Source organism: Actinokineospora enzanensis DSM 44649, from assembly GCF_000374445.1.
Taxonomy (GTDB): domain Bacteria; phylum Actinomycetota; class Actinomycetes; order Mycobacteriales; family Pseudonocardiaceae; genus Actinokineospora; species Actinokineospora enzanensis.
Genome location: NZ_KB894409.1, coordinates 30479 through 47119, shown reverse-complemented (window position 1 = coordinate 47119; position 16641 = coordinate 30479). Strand labels below are relative to the sequence as shown.

The following is a 16641-nucleotide window of genomic DNA, read 5'->3' as shown; positions in this document are numbered from 1 at the left end:
CGGATCGAGTGGGAGGTTCGCTCATGACCGACCTGGCCGACATCGCGGACATCGGGGCCGACGCGCGGCGCGGCGGCTTCTCCCGGCACGGGTACGACCGCGCCGAGCTGGAGCTGCGCGAGTGGTTCACGGCCGAGGCGCGGGCGCGCGGGCTGGACGTGGAGTGCGACCGCAACGGGAACCTGTGGGCGTGGTGGGGGCCGCCGGGGGACGGGGCGGTGGTCACCGGGAGCCATCTGGATTCAGTGCCCGGCGGGGGTGCGTTCGATGGGCCACTTGGTGTGGTATCAGCGTTGGCGGCCGTGGACTTGTTGCGGGGCAAGGGATTTCGGCCGGGTAAGCCGTTTGCCGTGGTTGTTTTCGCGGAGGAGGAGGGGGGTCGGTTCGGGGTCGCGTGTCTGGGGTCGCGGTTGCTCGCCGGGGCGATCGCGCCGGACGCCGCGCTGCGCTTGTCCGATGTGGATGGTGTGACGCTGGCGGACGCGATGCGCTCGGCCGGTCTCGACCCGACGCGGGTGGGGGCTGATGCCGAGGCGTTGCGGCGGATCGGCACGTTCGTGGAACTGCATGTCGAGCAGGGACGTGGGTTGGTCGACCTGGGTGCGCCGGTGGGTGTGGCGCGGTCGATCCTGGCGCACGGCCGGTGGCGGATCAGCGTGTCCGGCGAGGGCAACCACGCCGGTGCCACGCTGATGGTGGACCGCCGCGATCCGATGGTGGCCGCTGCCCAGGTCGTGCTCGCCGCCCGTCGCTCCGCCGCGGCGGTGGACGGCGCCCGCGCCACGGTCGGCAGGCTGATCCCGAACCCGGGCGGTACCAACGTGATCCCGTCCAGCGTCGACCTGTGGCTCGATGCCCGTGCCGACGATGACACCCGCACTCGGGCCGTCGTCGCCGAGATCACCGCGCTCGCCGAGGCGGCCGCGGCCGAGGAGGGCTGCACGGTCACGGTCACCGAGGAGTCCTACGGCGACACGGTCATCTTCGACCCGACCCTGCGCGACTCGTTGTCGGAGGCCCTGGGCGGTGTCCCGGCGCTGCCGACCGGGGCAGGCCACGACGCGGGCATCCTCGCCGCGCACGTGCCAACGGCGATGTTGTTCGTGCGCAACCCCACCGGCATCAGCCACGCCCCGGCCGAGTTCGCCGAGCCGACCGACTGCGCCGAGGGCGTCACCGCCCTGGCCCGGACCCTGGAAACCCTCGCCCGATGACCGACTACTGGTGTCCTTCGGCGTGGTTGCCGGACGGTCTGGTCTCGGGTGTCCGCGTGCGGGTCGAGAACGGTGTGTTCACCGAGGTGAGCGCCGGGTCCGAGCCCGGCGACGCGACAAGGCTGCCGGGTGTCGTGTTTCCCGGTTTCGCCAACGCGCACTCGCATGCCTTTCACCGGGGGTTGCGGGGGCGTACCCACGGTGATGGCGGGACGTTCTGGACTTGGCGTACCCGGATGTACGACCTGGCAGGCCGCCTGGATCCGGACAACTACCTGCTCCTCGCCCGAGCCGTCTACGCGGAGATGGCGCTGGCCGGGATCACCTGTGTCGGCGAGTTCCACTACGTCCACCACGCCCCCGACGGCACGCGCTACCGGGATCCCAACGCGATGGGGCACGCGCTCGCGCAGGCCGCGCGGGAGGCGGGGATTCGGTTGACCTTGCTCGACACCTGTTACCTGGCCGGAGGCATCGGTCAGGAGATCTCCGAGGAGCAGCGTCGGTTCTCCGACGGAGACGTGCACGTGTGGGCCGAGCGTGTCGCCCGGCTTGCACCGACCCCGGATCTCCGAATCGGCGCCGCCATCCACTCGGTCCGGGCCGTCCCGAGGGCGGCGCTGGCCACGGTCGCCGCCTTCGACGGTCCGATCCACGTCCACCTCTCGGAGCAACCGGCCGAGAACGACGCCTGCCTGACCGCCTATGGCCGCACCCCCACCCAGCTCCTCGCCGACGCGGGTGCGCTCGGCCCGCGCACCACCGCCGTGCACGCGACCCACCTGACCTCGCACGACATCGCCCTGCTCGGCGAGTCGCACACCGGCGCCTGCCTGTGCCCCACGACCGAGGCCGACCTGGCCGACGGGATCGGCCCGGCCCGCGAGCTCGCCGACGCCGGTTCGCCGATCTCGCTCGGCAGCGACCAGCACGCCGTGGTCGACATGCTCCTCGAAGCCCGAGCACTCGAACATGGCGAACGACTACGCACCGGTCAACGCGGTCGGTTCAGTCCGGCCGAGTTGGTCGGGGCAATGACCGCGCACGCGTCCCTGGGCTGGCCCGAGGCGGGTCGGATCGCCGTCGGAGCACCCGCGGACCTGGTCGCCGTGCGACTGGACAGCCCGCGTACGGCAGGGTGTACACCGGAGCAGGTATTGCTCGCCGCGACGGCTACCGATATTGACACGGTGGTGGTGGGCGGCCGGGAGGTCGTCCGCGCGGGTGTGCACATCCTGGGCGACGTCGGCCGGTTGCTCGGGGCGGCGATGGCGGTCGTGGAGGCGGCGCGGTGAGCGTGTTGGTGACGAACCTGGGCGAGTTGACGACCAACGACGAGGAGCTGGGCGTCCTGACCGACGCCGCGGTCATCCTCGACGGCGACCGGATCGGCTGGGTGGGCGCGTCCATGCTGGCCCCGGCCGCCGACACCCGGGTCAACGCGGGCGGCCGGGCAGGCCTGCCCGGCTGGGTCGACAGCCACACCCACCTGGTCTTCGCGGGCGACCGCACCGCCGAGTTCGGCGCGCGCATGGCGGGCAAGCCGTACACGGCGGGCGGCATCGCCGTCACGGTCGAGGCGACCCGCGCCGCCACCGACGCCGAACTCCGCGCGGTCCTGCGCAAGCACGTCGAGGAGGCGGTGTCGCAGGGCACCACCTGTCTGGAGACCAAGACCGGCTACGGCCTGACCGTCGCCGACGAGGTCCGCTCCGCCCGCATCGCCGCCGAGCTCGCCGACGAGGTCACCTACCTGGGCGCCCACCTCGTCCCCCCCGGCGCCGACCCGGACGAGTACGTGGAGCTGGCCGCGGGCCCCATGCTCGACGCCGTCGCCCCCCTGGTCCGCTGGGCCGACGTCTTCTGCGAGACCGGCGCGTTCGACGAGGACCAGTCCCGCCGGATCCTCAAGGCCGCCGCCAAACACGGCCTCGGCCTCCGCGTCCACGGCAACCAACTCGGCCCCGGCCCCGGCGTGCGCCTCGCGGTCGAACTCGACGCCGCCAGCGTCGACCACTGCACCTATCTGACGGAGTCCGATGTGGACGCCCTGGCCAACTCGGACACGGTCGCCACCCTGCTCCCCGCCTGCGACCTCTCCACCCGCCAGCCACTGCCGGACGCCCGCGCACTCCTTGACGCGGGTGCTCGGATCGCCCTGGCCACCAACTGCAACCCGGGTTCGTCGTACACGTCGTCGATGGCGTTCTGCGTGGCCACGGCCGTGCTCCAGATGCGCTTGTCCATCGAGGAAGCCATCCGAGCCGCCACCCGAGGGGGTGCGGAAGCCCTTCGCCGTGAGGACGTGGGTGTGCTGCGGGTGGGCGCCCGCGCGGATCTCCAGATCCTGGACGCCCCCTCGGTCACCCACCTCGCCTACCGCCCCGGCGTCCCGCTGACCTGGGCAGTCTGGCGGTCAGGAATCCCGGTCCGCCTCCCTTGAGGGCTTACTGTGTCACCGCGAGTACGATCGTTTCCCGTGGCGGAAGTTGGCCCGCCCAGCGTCGCTCCAACAGGGTGATTCCAGTGGCAAAATACAGTAGGCGTTGCCGCTGTAGTAGGTTCCGCACAATGGGCTCGCTAGCGAGTGTGACTGATAGCAGTCGCACCTTGGCTGCGGTTTCCGCATCGACCAGGCCGCCTGTGAATGGACCCGTGGCCAGTTGTCGTAGTCGAGCAGCCATGACCTGGTACCAAGTCCACGATCCGCTATTCTCGTCCAGAAATGTGCAGAGCCGGTCCAGCATGCCGGGTAGTTCTCCTACTTCGACCGGCTCTACATGGAGATCGGCCACTCCGGTCACAACGAGAAAGCGGCGCGCCGCAGTCGAGACGAAATCCTCTTTTAGATCGCGGACGATATGGTCAGCGAAGACCTCAGAGACAGCCATGCCCCATTGATTGCGGAACGTCCACCGCTCGCCTGCGTTGCGTGGCAGGCTCAATACGCTGCCCACGGATCCTTGGGCCAGTGCCGAACTGGTGGGCCTGCGGTGAAAGAGGACAAGATCGGTATGGCTTGAAACAGGTGTAGATGACCAGTCATGATCTGTGTCAGGCCAGATCGGCGGGACCCGGATCCCGCGTCGGCGTTCGACGATCTGGAGGGTCCTGTTGTAAGTTTGCCAGCCCTCGACATAGGGGAATAGTTGGGCGACGAAGTCGTTGGTGATCTGTCTTTGCAAGTCTACATCGGTGATCGGTTCTGCTGGCTTCTCTAATGCCCAGAGATCGCCACTGGATGTCCACAACGCAAGTCCGTCTAACTTGGGGCGCCCCTGTTGGGCCTCGGTCTCCGTTGGCAACCGGAAGCGTTTTCGGGCACCGCTGATCTTCGTGAGCCACCTTGAGAACTCATGTGCATTGATGAAGCTGGCGCCTGCTACGGGTTCGTTGCCGCGGCCGGCAGTTAATTCGGTTTGTCCAGTGTCGGTGAGGTACAGGCGGTATAGGTTCGCTGGTACTGGCCCACATAGCATGGAGACATCGTTGGCTGTAGGAACAGTGTCGCGCAGTAATCGGGTAGCCAAGACACGAGCGATCACCGGCCTGCGTTCGGCTCCTAACGAATCGTCTACAACGGACTCCAGTAGTCGCTCCAGGTCCAGTCGGAGGTCTTCGGCCATCTCCACGCCTTCAGTCAGGCAATCCAGGGCGAGCGCGAGGGCCGGGGCAGTGCCTGAGGCTAGGCACGCGATCATGATCGGGTCAGCGTCCGCGTTCGCGGTGTACAGGAGTGTCGTCTCGCGCCACCACAGGTCGTCCACCGCGTAGACGAGGGTATCGACCAAGCCCCGATCCTGGATGTGCGTGGCGGCCAGGTATTCCTGGAAGGTCATGTGGGCGAAGCCGAACTCGTCCTTCTCCCATTCGACCAACAGTCCGTCCGACATCGTCTCACGCAGGTAGTCCTCCGCGTTCAATGGCGTCGACAGCCGCCGCAGCAACTTGGTAAACTGTTCCAGCACCTCCAGGCGCGGCAACTGTCGGACACCGCGTGACATCATCTCGAAGGCCGCTGCTCGCAACAGTGTCAGCTTGTAGCGGCTGCGTTGCCCGACCGGTAGGTTCTTCGCCTTCTGGCGTTGCCACAGCATGACCTCGCAAATCTCCCGGTACAGCTCCGCCCGCGACCCCGGCAGCGCCCCACGAAACCGATGAACGGTCGCGATCATGGTCAGCAACAGCGGGTTTACGGTCAGATCGCCCAGCGCGGGCGCAGCGTCCAGCCGGGTCAGCAGGTCGTCCGCGTCCTGACGTGCGAGATCCCGAGCCGCCTCAGCCGACTCGCCCGTTCCGGGTTGGATCAACGCCCGGTACCAGCCGTGTACGAAAGTCCGCACCTGTCCGGTGGTGAACGGCCGCACCTGGAGCACTGTGGCGCCCTCGATCGGCCCATCGTGGTAGCCCTGGGGGCGGGAGGTCACCACGAAGTCGTTGGTTGGGTACTGCCGCACCTGCTCGTCCACCCAGGCCGACACCCGCGCACGGTCATCGGCGGCGGCGACCTCGTCCAAGCCGTCGAGCATGACCACGCAGCGCCCATCCGCGAGCTGCCGGTCGAACCACCCGGTGGGCTCGTGCTGCGCGAGCAGCCCGAGCTTTGCCCGCATCAGGGCAGGTAGCGGCGCTCCCTCGGTGATCGCGGGGATGTGGTCGCGCAGGTAGAGCAGCATCGGTACGGACCTGCGCCAAGAGGATTGGCAGATCTCCCGGGCGGTCTTCCGCAACAGGGTTGTCTTGCCGCTGCCCGGCCCGCCGAGCACGACCAACAGGCTCGGTTGATCCCGGTCGAGAGTCCGTTCGATGCGGAACCGCTCCCGCGTGTCGTGAGGGATCTCAGGGAGCAGGTGTGTGCCTACCTCGTGCGGCGCGCGTTGAACCAGGCTCAGCTCGATGTACACGGCGTCGAAGGCCAGGCCGGTGTGACTGAGGGTCTGGAGGCCCTTGAGGTCGATGAAGTGCAGCGTCCGCAGAATGAACGCCTGGTACCGGCGGTCGAACGACGGACGGCGATGCCGGTCCACGACCAGTGCCAGCGGGATAGCGGCCACCACCAACACCGCCCACATCCAGGTTTCGCCCATGCCTGCCCCGTCGGGTGATCACCGGCGATCGTTTCACCCGGAGCTGGAGTTGGTCCGGGGTTAGGTTGGCCGCATGGAGTACACCAACCTCGGCCGCAGTGGCCTGTCGGTTTCCCGGCTGGTCCTCGGCACCATGAACTTCGGCCCGCAGACCACCGAGGCCGACAGCCAGGTGATCATGGACCGGGCGCACGAGCACGGCATCAACTTCTTCGACACCGCCAACGTCTACGGCTGGCAGCAGGGCGAGGGGATCACCGAGAACATCATCGGCCGGTGGTTCGCGCAGGGTGGCGGCAGGCGCGAGAAGACCGTGCTGGCCACCAAGCTCTACGGCGGCATGGGTGACTGGCCGAACCAGAACCGGCTGTCCGCGCTGCACATCCGCCAGGCCGCGGACGAGTCGCTGCGCCGGTTGCAGACCGATTACATCGACCTCTACCAGATGCACCACATCGACCGGACCACGCCGTGGGACGAGATCTGGGAGGCGTTCGGCGTCCTGCGGCAGCAGGGCAAGGTGCTCTACTTCGGTTCGTCGAACTTCGCGGGCTGGCACCTGGCGCAGGCGCAGGAGGCGGCGCGGGAGCGGCACTTCCTGGGGCTGGTGTCCGAGCAGTCCATCTACAACCTGCTCACCCGCTGGGTCGAGCTGGAGGTGCTGCCCGCGGCCCGGCACTACGGCCTCGGCGTGATCCCGTGGTCGCCGCTGCACGGCGGCCTGCTCGGCGGGGTGCTGCGCAAGCAGCGCGAGGGCGGCGCGGCGCGCGGCCTGAGCGGCCGGTCGGGGGAGGCGTTGGAGCAGCACCGCGAGGTGATCGACGCGTTCGAGAAGTTCTGTGCCGACCTGGGCGAGGATCCGGCGCACGTCGGCCTGGCCTGGCTGCTGGCCCAGGACGGGGTCACCGGCCCGATCATCGGCCCGCGCACCCTGGAACAGCTGGACGGCTCGCTGCGCGCGTTGGAGATCAAGCTGGACGCGGACGCGCTGGCCAAGCTGGACGAGCTGTTCCCGGCGCCCGCGCCGGGTGGCGCCAAGCCCGCGCCGGAGGCGTACGCCTGGTGACCGGCGCGCGACCCCCGGGCAGGCCGTGCCGGGGGTCGCGCGGTTCGGTGAAAAGGACATAGCGGCCGGAAATCTCGCCGCGTGTGAAAACGCGAATACTTTCCTCTTGCGCTTGTTCCGCGCGCCCTAGATCATCGGTAGGGCCCTGGTTGCCGTCGTCGGCGCCATTCTGGGAATGGTGGGCGACCATTCCGGAACCGAATTCCCGGCAGGGGGAGGTCCGCCATGCGCTCGGTCGCGCTGTTCCTGGTGGCCCTGCTGGCCGCGGCCGGACTCGCGACGACCCCGTGCGCGGCCGGGGTGGGGCACCGCTGCACCCCGGCCGAACAGATCAGGACCGATGCCGACCCGGTTTCCCGGGGAGCGGCCGTCTCGATCTCCATTCCGGTAAACGGCCAGGTAGCGGCGTTGCTGGGGACCGAATCGGTGCTCCGTGCGACCTGGTACGCGGTGGTCGACTCCGGTGCCACGCCCATTCCCGCGGAATCCGGTGGCGCGGTCTTGGCGGCCCGCGGCCCGCCGGTGGGACGCTGACGATTTCTTCGCAAACCTCGTCGGAAAGTGACGGCGCAGGTTCCCCGTCGCGTCCTGAAAAAGGAAGCCTCACGATGTCCGAACAGATCGCGAGGTCGGTCCCGGCCGCCCTCGAACCGCGTCGCCGCCTTCCCGTCGGTGATCTCCGGTCCGGATTCCTGGTCTCGCTCATCGCCCTGCCACTGTCCCTGGGAATCGCGTTGGCCAGTGGGTTCCCGCCGGTCGCAGGCGTGCTCACGGCCATTGTCGGCGGCATCCTGGGCGGCCTGCTCGGCGGCGCCCCGCTGACCATCAAGGGCCCGGCGGCCGGGCTCATCGTCATCGCCGTCGGCGCCGTGCACGACCTGGGCGCGGGCGACGCGGTCGCGGGCTACCGGCGCGCGCTGGCCGCCGGGGCCGTCGCCGCGCTGGTGCAGATCGTGTTCGCCCTGGTCCGCGCGGCCGGGATCGGCGTGGCCATGTCGCCGTCGGTGGTGCACGGCATGCTCGCCGCGATCGGCGTGATCATCATCGCCAAGCAGGCGCACGTGGTGCTCGGCGTGAAACCGAGCGCGGAGACCCCGCTCGGCCTGCTCGCCGAGATCCCGCACAGCGTCGCGCACGCCAACCCGCTGATCCTGGTCATCGGCGCGGCCGCGCTGGTCATCCTGTTCGGGATGCCGTTCATCCGGGCCCGGTGGCGCACGGTCGTGCCCGCGCCGCTGGTCGTACTGCTGGTCGCGGTGCCGATCGGGCTGTGGCTGCACCTGGACCGCCCGCACGACTACCACTTCGCGGCGGCCGACTTCCACCTCGGCCCGGAGTTCCTGGTCCGATTGCCCGGATCATTGCTGGACGCGGTGACCCTGCCGGATTTCGCGCAGGTCTTCAGCGGCACCTCGGTGCAATACATCGCGATGTTCGCGCTCATCGGCACCATCGAGTCCACCCTCACCGTGCTCGCGGTCGACTCGATGAACCCCGGCGGCAGGCCCGCCGACCTCAACCGCGACCTGTTCGCCATCGGCGCGGGCAACCTGGCCGTCGCGCTGGTCGGCGGCCTGCCGATGATCTCCGAGATCGTCCGCAGCAAGGCCAACCTGGACGCCGGGGCCCGGTCCCGCTGGTCCAACGTGTGCCACGGCGCGATCCTGCTGCTCTGTGTGGCGCTGGTCCCGGGACTGGTGCAGACCATCCCGCTGGCCGCGCTGGCCGCCATGCTCGTCTACACCGGCTTCCGGCTCGCCGCGCCGCGCGAGTTCGCGCACGTCGGCCGGATCGGCTGGGACCAGCTCGCGCTGTTCCTCACCACGCTGGTCGTCACGCTGGCCACGGACCTGCTCATCGGCGTCGCGGCCGGGCTGGCGCTGAAGATCGTGCTGCACCTGCTGCGCGGCGTGCCGGTCCCCGCGTTCGTGCCCCGGCTGCGAGTACTCCGAGATGGCGACGTGCTCCGTGTCCGGATCCCGGGTGCCGCAGTGTTCCCCGCGTTATTGCCATTGCGCCGAGCTATCGCCCGCGCGGGCTCCGGGGTGCGCGAGGTCGTGGTGGACGTCCGTGAGGTGGCGGTGGTCGACCACACCTTCCTCGCCCGGCTGGACCAGCTCGGCAAGGAGCTCCCCGGTGCGGACCTGCGCGTCGAGGGGCTCGACGGGCTCGACCCGGTGTCCGCGCACCCGCACTCGCTGCGCCGCAGGCGGCGGCCATGAGCGTGCCGGTCGGCTACCTCGTCGAACAGGCCCTGGTGCTGCTGCCGGAACCGGTGCGGTTGCTGCTGATCGTCGAGGCTTCCCCGGAACGCCTGTCCGCGATCGTCACCGCGAACCCGAACCTGAACCGTCTCGCGGAGGCCCGATGAATGCGTTATTGCTCATGACGGTCGGGTTGCCGCTGCTGGCCTTCTTCGTTCTCGGGCTCGCTCTGTGGTTGCGGCGCGGGCGGTCCGAGGAAACCGTGTCGGTGTTGGTCGTCGCGGCCCTCGCAGGCGCGTTGCTGTCGGCGATCGGGCTGGCGATCGTGTGCTTCGTGCACGGCCCGATGACGGTGTCATTAGGCGAGTGGTTTCCCGGCTTCCCGTCGAGCCTGACCGCCGACTGGGTGGCCGTGCCCGTTGCCGTGCTCGCCGCGTTCCTCGGCTGTCTGATTGCTGTGTTCTCGCAGCGCTACTTGCGCCGAGATCCCGGCTACCGGCGGTTCTACCTCTTGCTCGCATTGTTCGTGGCCGCCGTTGAACTGATCGTGCTCGCAGGCTCGCTGGACCTGCTCGTGGTCGGCTGGGAGCTCGCAGGCTTGGCATCGGCGCTGCTCATCGCCTACTTCCAGCACCGGCCGGGCCCGGTCGCCCACGGGCTGTGGGCGTTCGTCACCTACCGGGTCAGCGACCTCGGCCTCATCGGCGCCGTCGTCACCCTCCACCGAGGCGGGCCGGAGTGGCTGGTCGGCCTGTTGCTGCTGTGGGCGGCGATGGGCAAGTCCGCCCAGTTCCCGCTCGGCGGTTGGCTTCCGCGCGCGATGGAGGGCCCGACCCCGTCGAGCGCCATCTGCTACGGCGCCATCTCGGTCAGCCTCGGCCCGTACCTGCTGCTACGCCACGGTGTCACCGGCCCGGCCGTCGTGCTCGTCGGCGCGGTGACCGCCATCTACGCGACGCTGGTCGGGCGGGTGCAGACGGACATCAAGAGCGCTCTCGCCTATGCGTCGATGACCCAGGTGGCGCTGGTGCTCGTGGAGGTCGGGCTCGGCTTGGACATGCTCGCCCTCGTCCACCTGAGCGGGCACGCCCTCCTGCGCAGCGGCCAGATCCTGCGCTCCCCGAGCCTCCTGCACGACCACCACCACCTCGAACAGGCCATCGGCGGCCCCCTCCCGCCCACCGGCAGGCACTGGGAACGCCTGGTCCCCGCGCCCATCCGCGCGTGGCTGTACCGGTTCGCCCTGGAACGCGGCTACGTCGACGCCCTCCTGATCGACCGCCTCCTCGCCGACCTGCTCCGCACTGCCCGCCGCATCGCCGACACCGACGACCGGGTGGCGCGGCGGATCAGCATCACTTCCTGGAAGTCGCCGTTATGATCGCCCCCACCATCGCCGCCATCGCCTGGCAGGCCACCGCCTTCGCCGCGAGCCGAGCCCCCGACACCCGCATGGCCCGCCGCAGCACAACCCGCTGGGCCACCGGAATCGTCGCCGTGGCCCTATCCAGCCTGGCCATCCCCGGCGAACCAGCCGTCCCGTTGATCGCCGTATGCCTGTCCGGACTGCTCATCACAGCCCTGACCCCGGCCGCCCACTCCCCGACAATCCTGTCCCGCGCCTTACGAATCGTGGCCGTGTCGTGCGCTCTTCTGGCCATCCGCATTCCCGGCGTCGATGTCGGCCTCTGGCTGATCTCGATCGTCCTGGTGTGGTCGATGCTGCGCGACCGCCCGGATGGGTTGGACCGGCTGTTCGTCCTCTACCAGATTCCCGCTGTTGTCTTCTTGGGACTGGGCGAGATCTTCCCCGGCCCGGTCGGCGACGTATTCCTCCTGCTGGCTGTCGCCGCCCGACTGGCCGTCTTTCCCCTGCACAGCTGGTTTCCGCGCTTCGTCGCCCGCGCTCCCTTGAGCGTCGTGGTCGCATACCTGAGCGCGCCGATGCCCCTACCGTCCACAGTGGCCGCTCCCGGGCTGGGCGCCGTCACCGCCCTGCTCGCCGCATGGGTCGCCGTTGCCTTGGTCGATGCCCGTCGCTCACTGGCATACCTGCTGATCAGCGCCCACGGGCTGGTGTTGGCAGGCGCCGACCAGTCGGTAGCCCTGGTCGCCACCGCAGGCCTGACCATGACCGTCGCCATCCTCGCCGCCCGCCGCGAGCCGCTCACCCTGGGTGCCCCCGGCGGAGACCTGTCCGCCACCCCGCGAATGGCCTTCGCCTATCTGATCTTCGCGATGGCCCTGGCAGGCTTTCCCCTGTTACCAACGTTTGCCGACGAACATCGGGTGCTGGCCTCGGCTTCCCCATTCATCGCCGTCGCGGTGATAGGCGCCCAGACCTTGGCCGGAATCACCGCCATGCGCGGCTTCCTCGGCCTCTTCACCCACGCCAAGTATCCCACCGGCGAACGGGACCTGACCCCGTTGGAGAACTACGCCCTCGCCGCGACCCTGGCCGCCCTGCTCGTCACCGGCCTGGCCCCGAGCCTGCTGCCGCCCCCGAACCAGCAGGTCACGGCGAACCGCTAGTCCTCGAAGTCATCGTCGTCGCGGGCGAGGAAGGTGGCCAGGCGTTCGACAGCGGTCTCGAACTCGGGATTGTTGTCGACGAAGGCGCGCATGCGGTCGGCCAGCCAGGCCAGGGTCACCTCGTCGGTGCCGCGTCGTTCTTCCAGTTCTTCGATGCCGCGGTCGGTGAAGTACACCGGCGATCCTCCAAGGAAACAGGGCCGCCGGAGCAAGAAACTCCGACGGCCCCGTAGCGGGAACTCCTACTCGAATGCCTTCTCGATCAGCGACCGCTGTTCCAGCTCGTGCACCTTGCTCGACCCGGCCGACGGTGCCGACATCGGGCGGCGCGACACCCTGGTGATGCGGTGCAGTCGGTCCGCGAACAGCTCCGGCAGGGCCAAGCCGTAGAACGGCCACGCCCCCTGGTTCGCCGGTTCCTCCTGCACCCACCGGACGTCCGAGGCGTTCGGGTAGCGGTCGAAGATGGCGCCGATCTTGCGCTGCGGCACCGGGTACAGCTGCTCGATCCGCACGACGGCCGTGTCCTTCAGGCCACGCTTGTCCCGCTCCGCCGCCAGCTCGTAGTACAGCTTGCCCGACACGAACAGCAGGCGCTTCACCGACGAGGCGTCCGGGTTCGTCGGGTCGTCGATGACGGACTCGAAGCGGGTGTCGGTGAGGAAGTCCTCGACCGGGGACACCGCAGCCTTGTTGCGGAGCATGGACTTCGGGGTGAACACCACCAGCGGGCGCTGCACGCCGTCGAGCGCGTGCCTGCGCAGGAGGTGGAAGTAGTTCGCCGGGGTGGACGGGACCGCGACCGTCATCGAACCCTCGGCGCACAGCTGCAGCCAGCGTTCGATGCGGCCCGAGGTGTGGTCCGGGCCCTGGCCCTCGTGGCCGTGCGGCAGCAGGACGACCACATCGGACACCTGGCCCCACTTGGCCTCGCTGGACGAGATGTACTCGTCGATGACCGACTGGGCGCCGTTGACGAAGTCGCCGAACTGGGCCTCCCACAGGACCAGGGCGTCCGGGTTGGCGACCGAGTAGCCGTACTCGAAGCCCAGCGCCGCGTACTCCGACAGAGCCGAGTCGTAGACCATGAACTTGCCCTGGTCCTCCGACAGGTTCTGCAGCGGCAGGTACTCGCGGCCGGTCTTGCGGTCGATGACGGCCGCGTGCCGCTGGGTGAAGGTGCCGCGGCGCGAGTCCTGGCCCGCCAGGCGGACCATGCGGCCCTCCAGGTTCAGCGAGCCGAACGCCAGCAGCTCGCCGAACGCCCAGTCGATGCCGCCCTCGCGGGCCATCTTCTCCCGGCGCTCCAGCACCGGCTTGACGCGCGGGTGCACGGTGAACGCGTCCGGCAGGCCGGTGTGCGCGTCGGCGATGCGCTCCAGCACCGAGCGGTCGACGCCGGTGGCGAGCTTGACCGGGACCTGCTGCTCGGACTCGACCGACGGGCTCGGCGAGATCGGGTGCTTCTCCAGCTCCCGCACCTCGTTGAACACGTGCTCCAGCTGGCTGGAGAAGTCGCGCAGCGCCTTCTCCGCCTCCTCGACCGAGATGTCGCCGCGGCCGATGAGCGCCTCGGTGTAGCCCTTACGCACACTGCGCTTGGTGTCGATGATGTCGTACATGCCCGGCTGGGTCATGGACGGGTCGTCGCCCTCGTTGTGGCCGCGGCGGCGGTAGCAGACCAGGTCGATCACGACGTCCTTGTTGAACGTCTGCCGGTAGTCCATGGCCAGCCGCGCCACCCAGTAGCAGGCCTCCGGGTCGTCGCCGTTCACGTGGAAGACCGGCACCTGGATCATCTTCGCCACGTCCGTCGCGTACTGCGAGGACCGCGAGTGCTCCGGCGCGGTGGTGAACCCGACCTGGTTGTTGATGACCACGTGCACGGTGCCGCCGGTGCGGTAGCCGCGCAGCAGCGACAGGTTCAGCGTCTCGGCGACCACGCCCTGGCCCGCGAACGCGGCGTCGCCGTGCAGCGCGACCGGCAGCACCGAGAAGCCGACGCCGGTCGCGTCGCCCTTGTTCAGCAGGTCCTGCTTCGCCCGGACGATGCCCTCCAGCACCGGGTCCACGGTCTCCAGGTGCGACGGGTTCGCGGTCAGCGACACCTTGGTCTCGCCGTCGCCGAACATCCGGAAGTACTTGCCCTCGGCGCCGAGGTGGTACTTCACGTCGCCGGAGCCGTGCGCCTGGCCCGGGTCCAGGTTGCCCTCGAACTCCTGGAAGATCTGCGAGATCGGCTTGCCCACGATGTTGGCCAGCACGTTCAGCCGACCGCGGTGCGGCATGCCGATGACGACCTCGTCCAGCTCGTACTCGGCGGCCTTGTCCAGCAGCGTGTCCAGCAGCGGGATGACCGACTCGCCGCCCTCCAGCGAGAACCGCTTCTGCCCGACGTACTTGGTCTGCAGGAACGTCTCGAACGCCTCGGCCGCGTTCAGCTTGGACAGGACGTACTTCTGCACCGCGGACGCGGGCTTCTCGTGCACGACCTCGACCCGGTCCTGGATCCAGCGGCGCTCCGCCGGGTCGAGGATGTAGGTGTACTCCACGCCGACCGTGCGGCAGTAGGAGTCGCGCAGCACGCCGAGCACGTCGCGCAGCTTCATCCGCTCGCGGCCCGCGAAGCCGCCCACCGGGAACTCGCGGTCGAGGTCCCACAGCGTCAGGCCGTGCGAGAGGACGTCGAGGTCCTCGTGCTTGCGCTGGCGGTAGTTCAGCGGGTCCGTGTCGGCCATCAGGTGGCCGCGGGTGCGGTAGGCGTCGATCAGGCCGATGACCCGGGCTGTCTTGTCGACCGGGCCCTCGGCGAAGTCCTCCATCCAGCGGATCGGCTCGTACGGGATCCGCAGCGAGGTGAAGATGTCGTCGTAGAAGCCGTCCTCGCCGAGCAGCAGGCGGTGGATCTCGCGCAGGAACTCGCCGGACTCGGCGCCCTGGATGATCCGGTGGTCGTAGGTGGACGTCAGCGTGATGATCTTGCTGATGCCCATCTCGATCAGCGTCTTCTCGCTCGCGCCCTGGAACGGCGCGGGGAACTCCATGGCGCCGACGCCCAGGATGGTGCCCTGGTTGGGCTGCAGCCTCGGCACCGAGTGGTTGGTGCCGATACCGCCCGGGTTGGTCAGCGAGATGGTGGTGCCCGCGAAGTCGTCCGCGGTCAGCGCGCCGCCGCGGGCCTTGCGGATCAGGTCCTCGTAGGCCTGCCAGAACTGCTGGAAGGACATCCCCTCGCAGCCCTTGATGGAGGCCACCACCAGGGTGCGGCTGCCGTCCTTGCCGGGCAGGTCGATGGCCAGGCCCAGGTTCACGTGCTCCGGGGTGACCGCGTTCGGCTTGCCGTCGATGTCGGCGTAGTGCCGGTTCATGTTCGGGTACGCCTCAAGCGCCCGGAGCATGGCGTAGCCGATGAGGTGGGTGAACGAGACCTTGCCGCCGCGGGTCCGCTTCAGGTGGTTGTTGATCACGATGCGGTTGTCCGCGAGCAGCTTCGCCGGGACCGCGCGCACGCTGGTCGCGGTCGGCAGCGCCAGCGAGGCGTTCATGTTCTTGGCGATCGCGGCGGCCGCGCCGCGCAGCGGCTTGGCCTCCTCGCCACCGGGGCCGGACGGCTGCGCGGGCTTGGCGGGCGCGGCGTTGTTCGCGGGCCGGACCGGCTCGGCGGACTTCGCGGGCGCGGCGGCCTTGGTCGCGGCCGTGGTGCTCGGCTTGCTCACCGGCGCGGGCGCCTTGCCGTTGGGGGAGGCGGGCGGCTTGGTGGCCGTTCCCCCCGACGACGCGGAAGCCACGGACGACGCGGAAGCCACAGACTTCACCGACTGCGTCGAGTTGACCGCGGTGGCCTTGGCGGCGTCACCCGCGGTCGCGGTGGTCTTCGCCTGCGCCGCACCCTGGGTCGCGGCCCGGGGTGTTGGCTTGTAGTCCGCGAAGAAGTCGTGCCACGCGGGGTCTACCGACGACGGGTCCGCGAGGAATTGCTCGTACATCTCCTCGACGAGCCACTCGTTGGCACCGAACTGGGACGCAGGACTACTGGACACGGCTGGCTCTCGCCTCTATCCATCTCGATCTCGTTCTGAACTCGCTCCCCGTCAGGTTAGTCCCCCGGTCAGGACGTTGGTGACTCAACCAACCTGCCGTGTTCGAGGTCATGTGTGCCGCTGGTTACTGGATCGATTGAGGAACCGATCAGGTGCGCTAAGCACCAGGGCGGAACGGGGTGCGTTCGCCCCGGGGACACCGTTCGCCCGCCGAGAATTCACCCCGCGGGGTGATCGCCGAACGGTCGCCGAATGGTCGTCTCCCGTACGCCTGACCTCGCGGAGCGGACGCCGAACGGTCGGGCCCGACCATGGGGTACCCGGGTGTCCGCCGGGCATGCCCGGCGGCCGCGCCCGCTTGATCATCGAGGGGTCACCGGGGCAAACGGTTTATTGCGCACCGGGTCGGTGCGTGATCCACCCGGCACCCGGGAAACCCCGGCCGCCCGGGGGTGATCGCCCGCGCGGTCCGTTGCGGCTGGTCGGGATGCCTGTCGA

12 protein-coding genes are annotated in these 16641 nt (G+C 69.3%); 9 read left to right on the top strand and 3 right to left on the bottom strand.

Features of this window, described 5'->3' with window-relative positions:
- Positions 1 to 23 precede the first annotated feature (23 nt).
- From C503_RS0111125 to hutI, 3 genes are read left to right on the top strand one after another with little or no spacing between them, the layout of a single operon-like run.
- Entirely contained in the window at positions 24 to 1214 is a 1191-nt protein-coding gene (locus C503_RS0111125; RefSeq protein WP_018682281.1) for an allantoate amidohydrolase, read from the top strand.
- Positions 1211 to 2509: a formimidoylglutamate deiminase gene (locus C503_RS0111120; RefSeq protein ID WP_018682280.1), complete on the top strand. Its 1299-nt coding sequence runs from the start codon at positions 1211 to 1213 to the stop codon at positions 2507 to 2509. The genes C503_RS0111125 and C503_RS0111120 overlap by 4 nt, the downstream gene beginning before the upstream one ends.
- Complete coding sequence (hutI, locus tag C503_RS0111115; protein WP_018682279.1) at positions 2506 to 3657, top strand: imidazolonepropionase; 1152 nt, start codon at positions 2506 to 2508, stop codon at positions 3655 to 3657. The genes C503_RS0111120 and hutI overlap by 4 nt, the downstream gene beginning before the upstream one ends.
- Before the next feature lie 4 nt (positions 3658 to 3661).
- Here the strand turns inward: hutI and C503_RS43205 are convergent, their stop codons facing one another.
- Entirely contained in the window at positions 3662 to 6301 is a 2640-nt protein-coding gene (locus tag C503_RS43205) for an NACHT domain-containing protein (RefSeq protein WP_018682278.1), read from the bottom strand.
- 73 nt (positions 6302 to 6374) lie between these two features.
- Between C503_RS43205 and C503_RS0111105 the strand changes: the two genes are divergently transcribed.
- The 6 genes from C503_RS0111105 (at position 6375) to C503_RS0111080 (ending at position 12103) form a co-directional block, all read left to right on the top strand.
- Positions 6375 to 7367 carry an aldo/keto reductase gene (locus C503_RS0111105; protein WP_018682277.1) on the top strand — a complete coding sequence of 331 codons (993 nt, stop codon included), beginning with the start codon at positions 6375 to 6377 and terminating at the stop codon, positions 7365 to 7367.
- A gap of 225 nt (positions 7368 to 7592) precedes the next feature.
- A complete protein-coding gene (locus tag C503_RS0111100) occupies positions 7593 to 7901 on the top strand; it encodes a hypothetical protein (RefSeq protein WP_018682276.1) in 309 nt (102 codons plus the stop codon).
- Positions 7902 to 7975: 74 nt separating this feature from the next.
- A complete protein-coding gene (locus tag C503_RS0111095) occupies positions 7976 to 9589 on the top strand; it encodes a SulP family inorganic anion transporter (RefSeq protein ID WP_018682275.1) in 1614 nt (537 codons plus the stop codon).
- On the top strand, positions 9586 to 9738 hold the full coding sequence (locus C503_RS45840) for a hypothetical protein (RefSeq protein WP_156893142.1): 153 nt from the start codon (positions 9586 to 9588) through the stop codon (positions 9736 to 9738). The genes C503_RS0111095 and C503_RS45840 overlap by 4 nt, the downstream gene beginning before the upstream one ends.
- A 14-nt stretch (positions 9739 to 9752) precedes the next feature.
- Positions 9753 to 10952 carry a proton-conducting transporter transmembrane domain-containing protein gene (locus C503_RS0111085; RefSeq protein WP_018682273.1) on the top strand — a complete coding sequence of 400 codons (1200 nt, stop codon included), beginning with the start codon at positions 9753 to 9755 and terminating at the stop codon, positions 10950 to 10952.
- Complete coding sequence (locus C503_RS0111080; protein WP_018682272.1) at positions 10949 to 12103, top strand: hypothetical protein; 1155 nt, start codon at positions 10949 to 10951, stop codon at positions 12101 to 12103. The genes C503_RS0111085 and C503_RS0111080 overlap by 4 nt, the downstream gene beginning before the upstream one ends.
- Here the strand turns inward: C503_RS0111080 and C503_RS0111075 are convergent.
- Both C503_RS0111075 and C503_RS0111070 read right to left on the bottom strand, forming a co-directional pair.
- Entirely contained in the window at positions 12100 to 12279 is a 180-nt protein-coding gene (locus tag C503_RS0111075; RefSeq protein ID WP_018682271.1) for a DUF6104 family protein, read from the bottom strand. The two genes, C503_RS0111080 and C503_RS0111075, sit on opposite strands and share 4 nt — an antisense overlap.
- Before the next feature lie 66 nt (positions 12280 to 12345).
- Positions 12346 to 16089: a multifunctional oxoglutarate decarboxylase/oxoglutarate dehydrogenase thiamine pyrophosphate-binding subunit/dihydrolipoyllysine-residue succinyltransferase subunit gene (locus C503_RS0111070; protein ID WP_051114800.1), complete on the bottom strand. Its 3744-nt coding sequence runs from the start codon at positions 16087 to 16089 to the stop codon at positions 12346 to 12348.
- Between the last annotated feature and the right edge of the window lie 552 nt (positions 16090 to 16641).

Coding starts and splice junctions, on each gene's coding strand:
- C503_RS0111125 (WP_018682281.1), top strand. CDS start 24: ATGACCGACCTGGCCGACATCGCGGACATCGGGGCCGACGCGCGGCGC.
- C503_RS0111120 (WP_018682280.1), top strand. CDS start 1,211: ATGACCGACTACTGGTGTCCTTCGGCGTGGTTGCCGGACGGTCTGGTC.
- C503_RS43205 (WP_018682278.1), bottom strand. CDS start 6,301: ATGGGCGAAACCTGGATGTGGGCGGTGTTGGTGGTGGCCGCTATCCCG.
- C503_RS0111105 (WP_018682277.1), top strand. CDS start 6,375: ATGGAGTACACCAACCTCGGCCGCAGTGGCCTGTCGGTTTCCCGGCTG.
- C503_RS0111100 (WP_018682276.1), top strand. CDS start 7,593: ATGCGCTCGGTCGCGCTGTTCCTGGTGGCCCTGCTGGCCGCGGCCGGA.
- C503_RS0111095 (WP_018682275.1), top strand. CDS start 7,976: ATGTCCGAACAGATCGCGAGGTCGGTCCCGGCCGCCCTCGAACCGCGT.
- C503_RS45840 (WP_156893142.1), top strand. CDS start 9,586: ATGAGCGTGCCGGTCGGCTACCTCGTCGAACAGGCCCTGGTGCTGCTG.
- C503_RS0111085 (WP_018682273.1), top strand. CDS start 9,753: ATGACGGTCGGGTTGCCGCTGCTGGCCTTCTTCGTTCTCGGGCTCGCT.
- C503_RS0111080 (WP_018682272.1), top strand. CDS start 10,949: ATGATCGCCCCCACCATCGCCGCCATCGCCTGGCAGGCCACCGCCTTC.
- C503_RS0111070 (WP_051114800.1), bottom strand. CDS start 16,089: ATGTACGAGCAATTCCTCGCGGACCCGTCGTCGGTAGACCCCGCGTGG.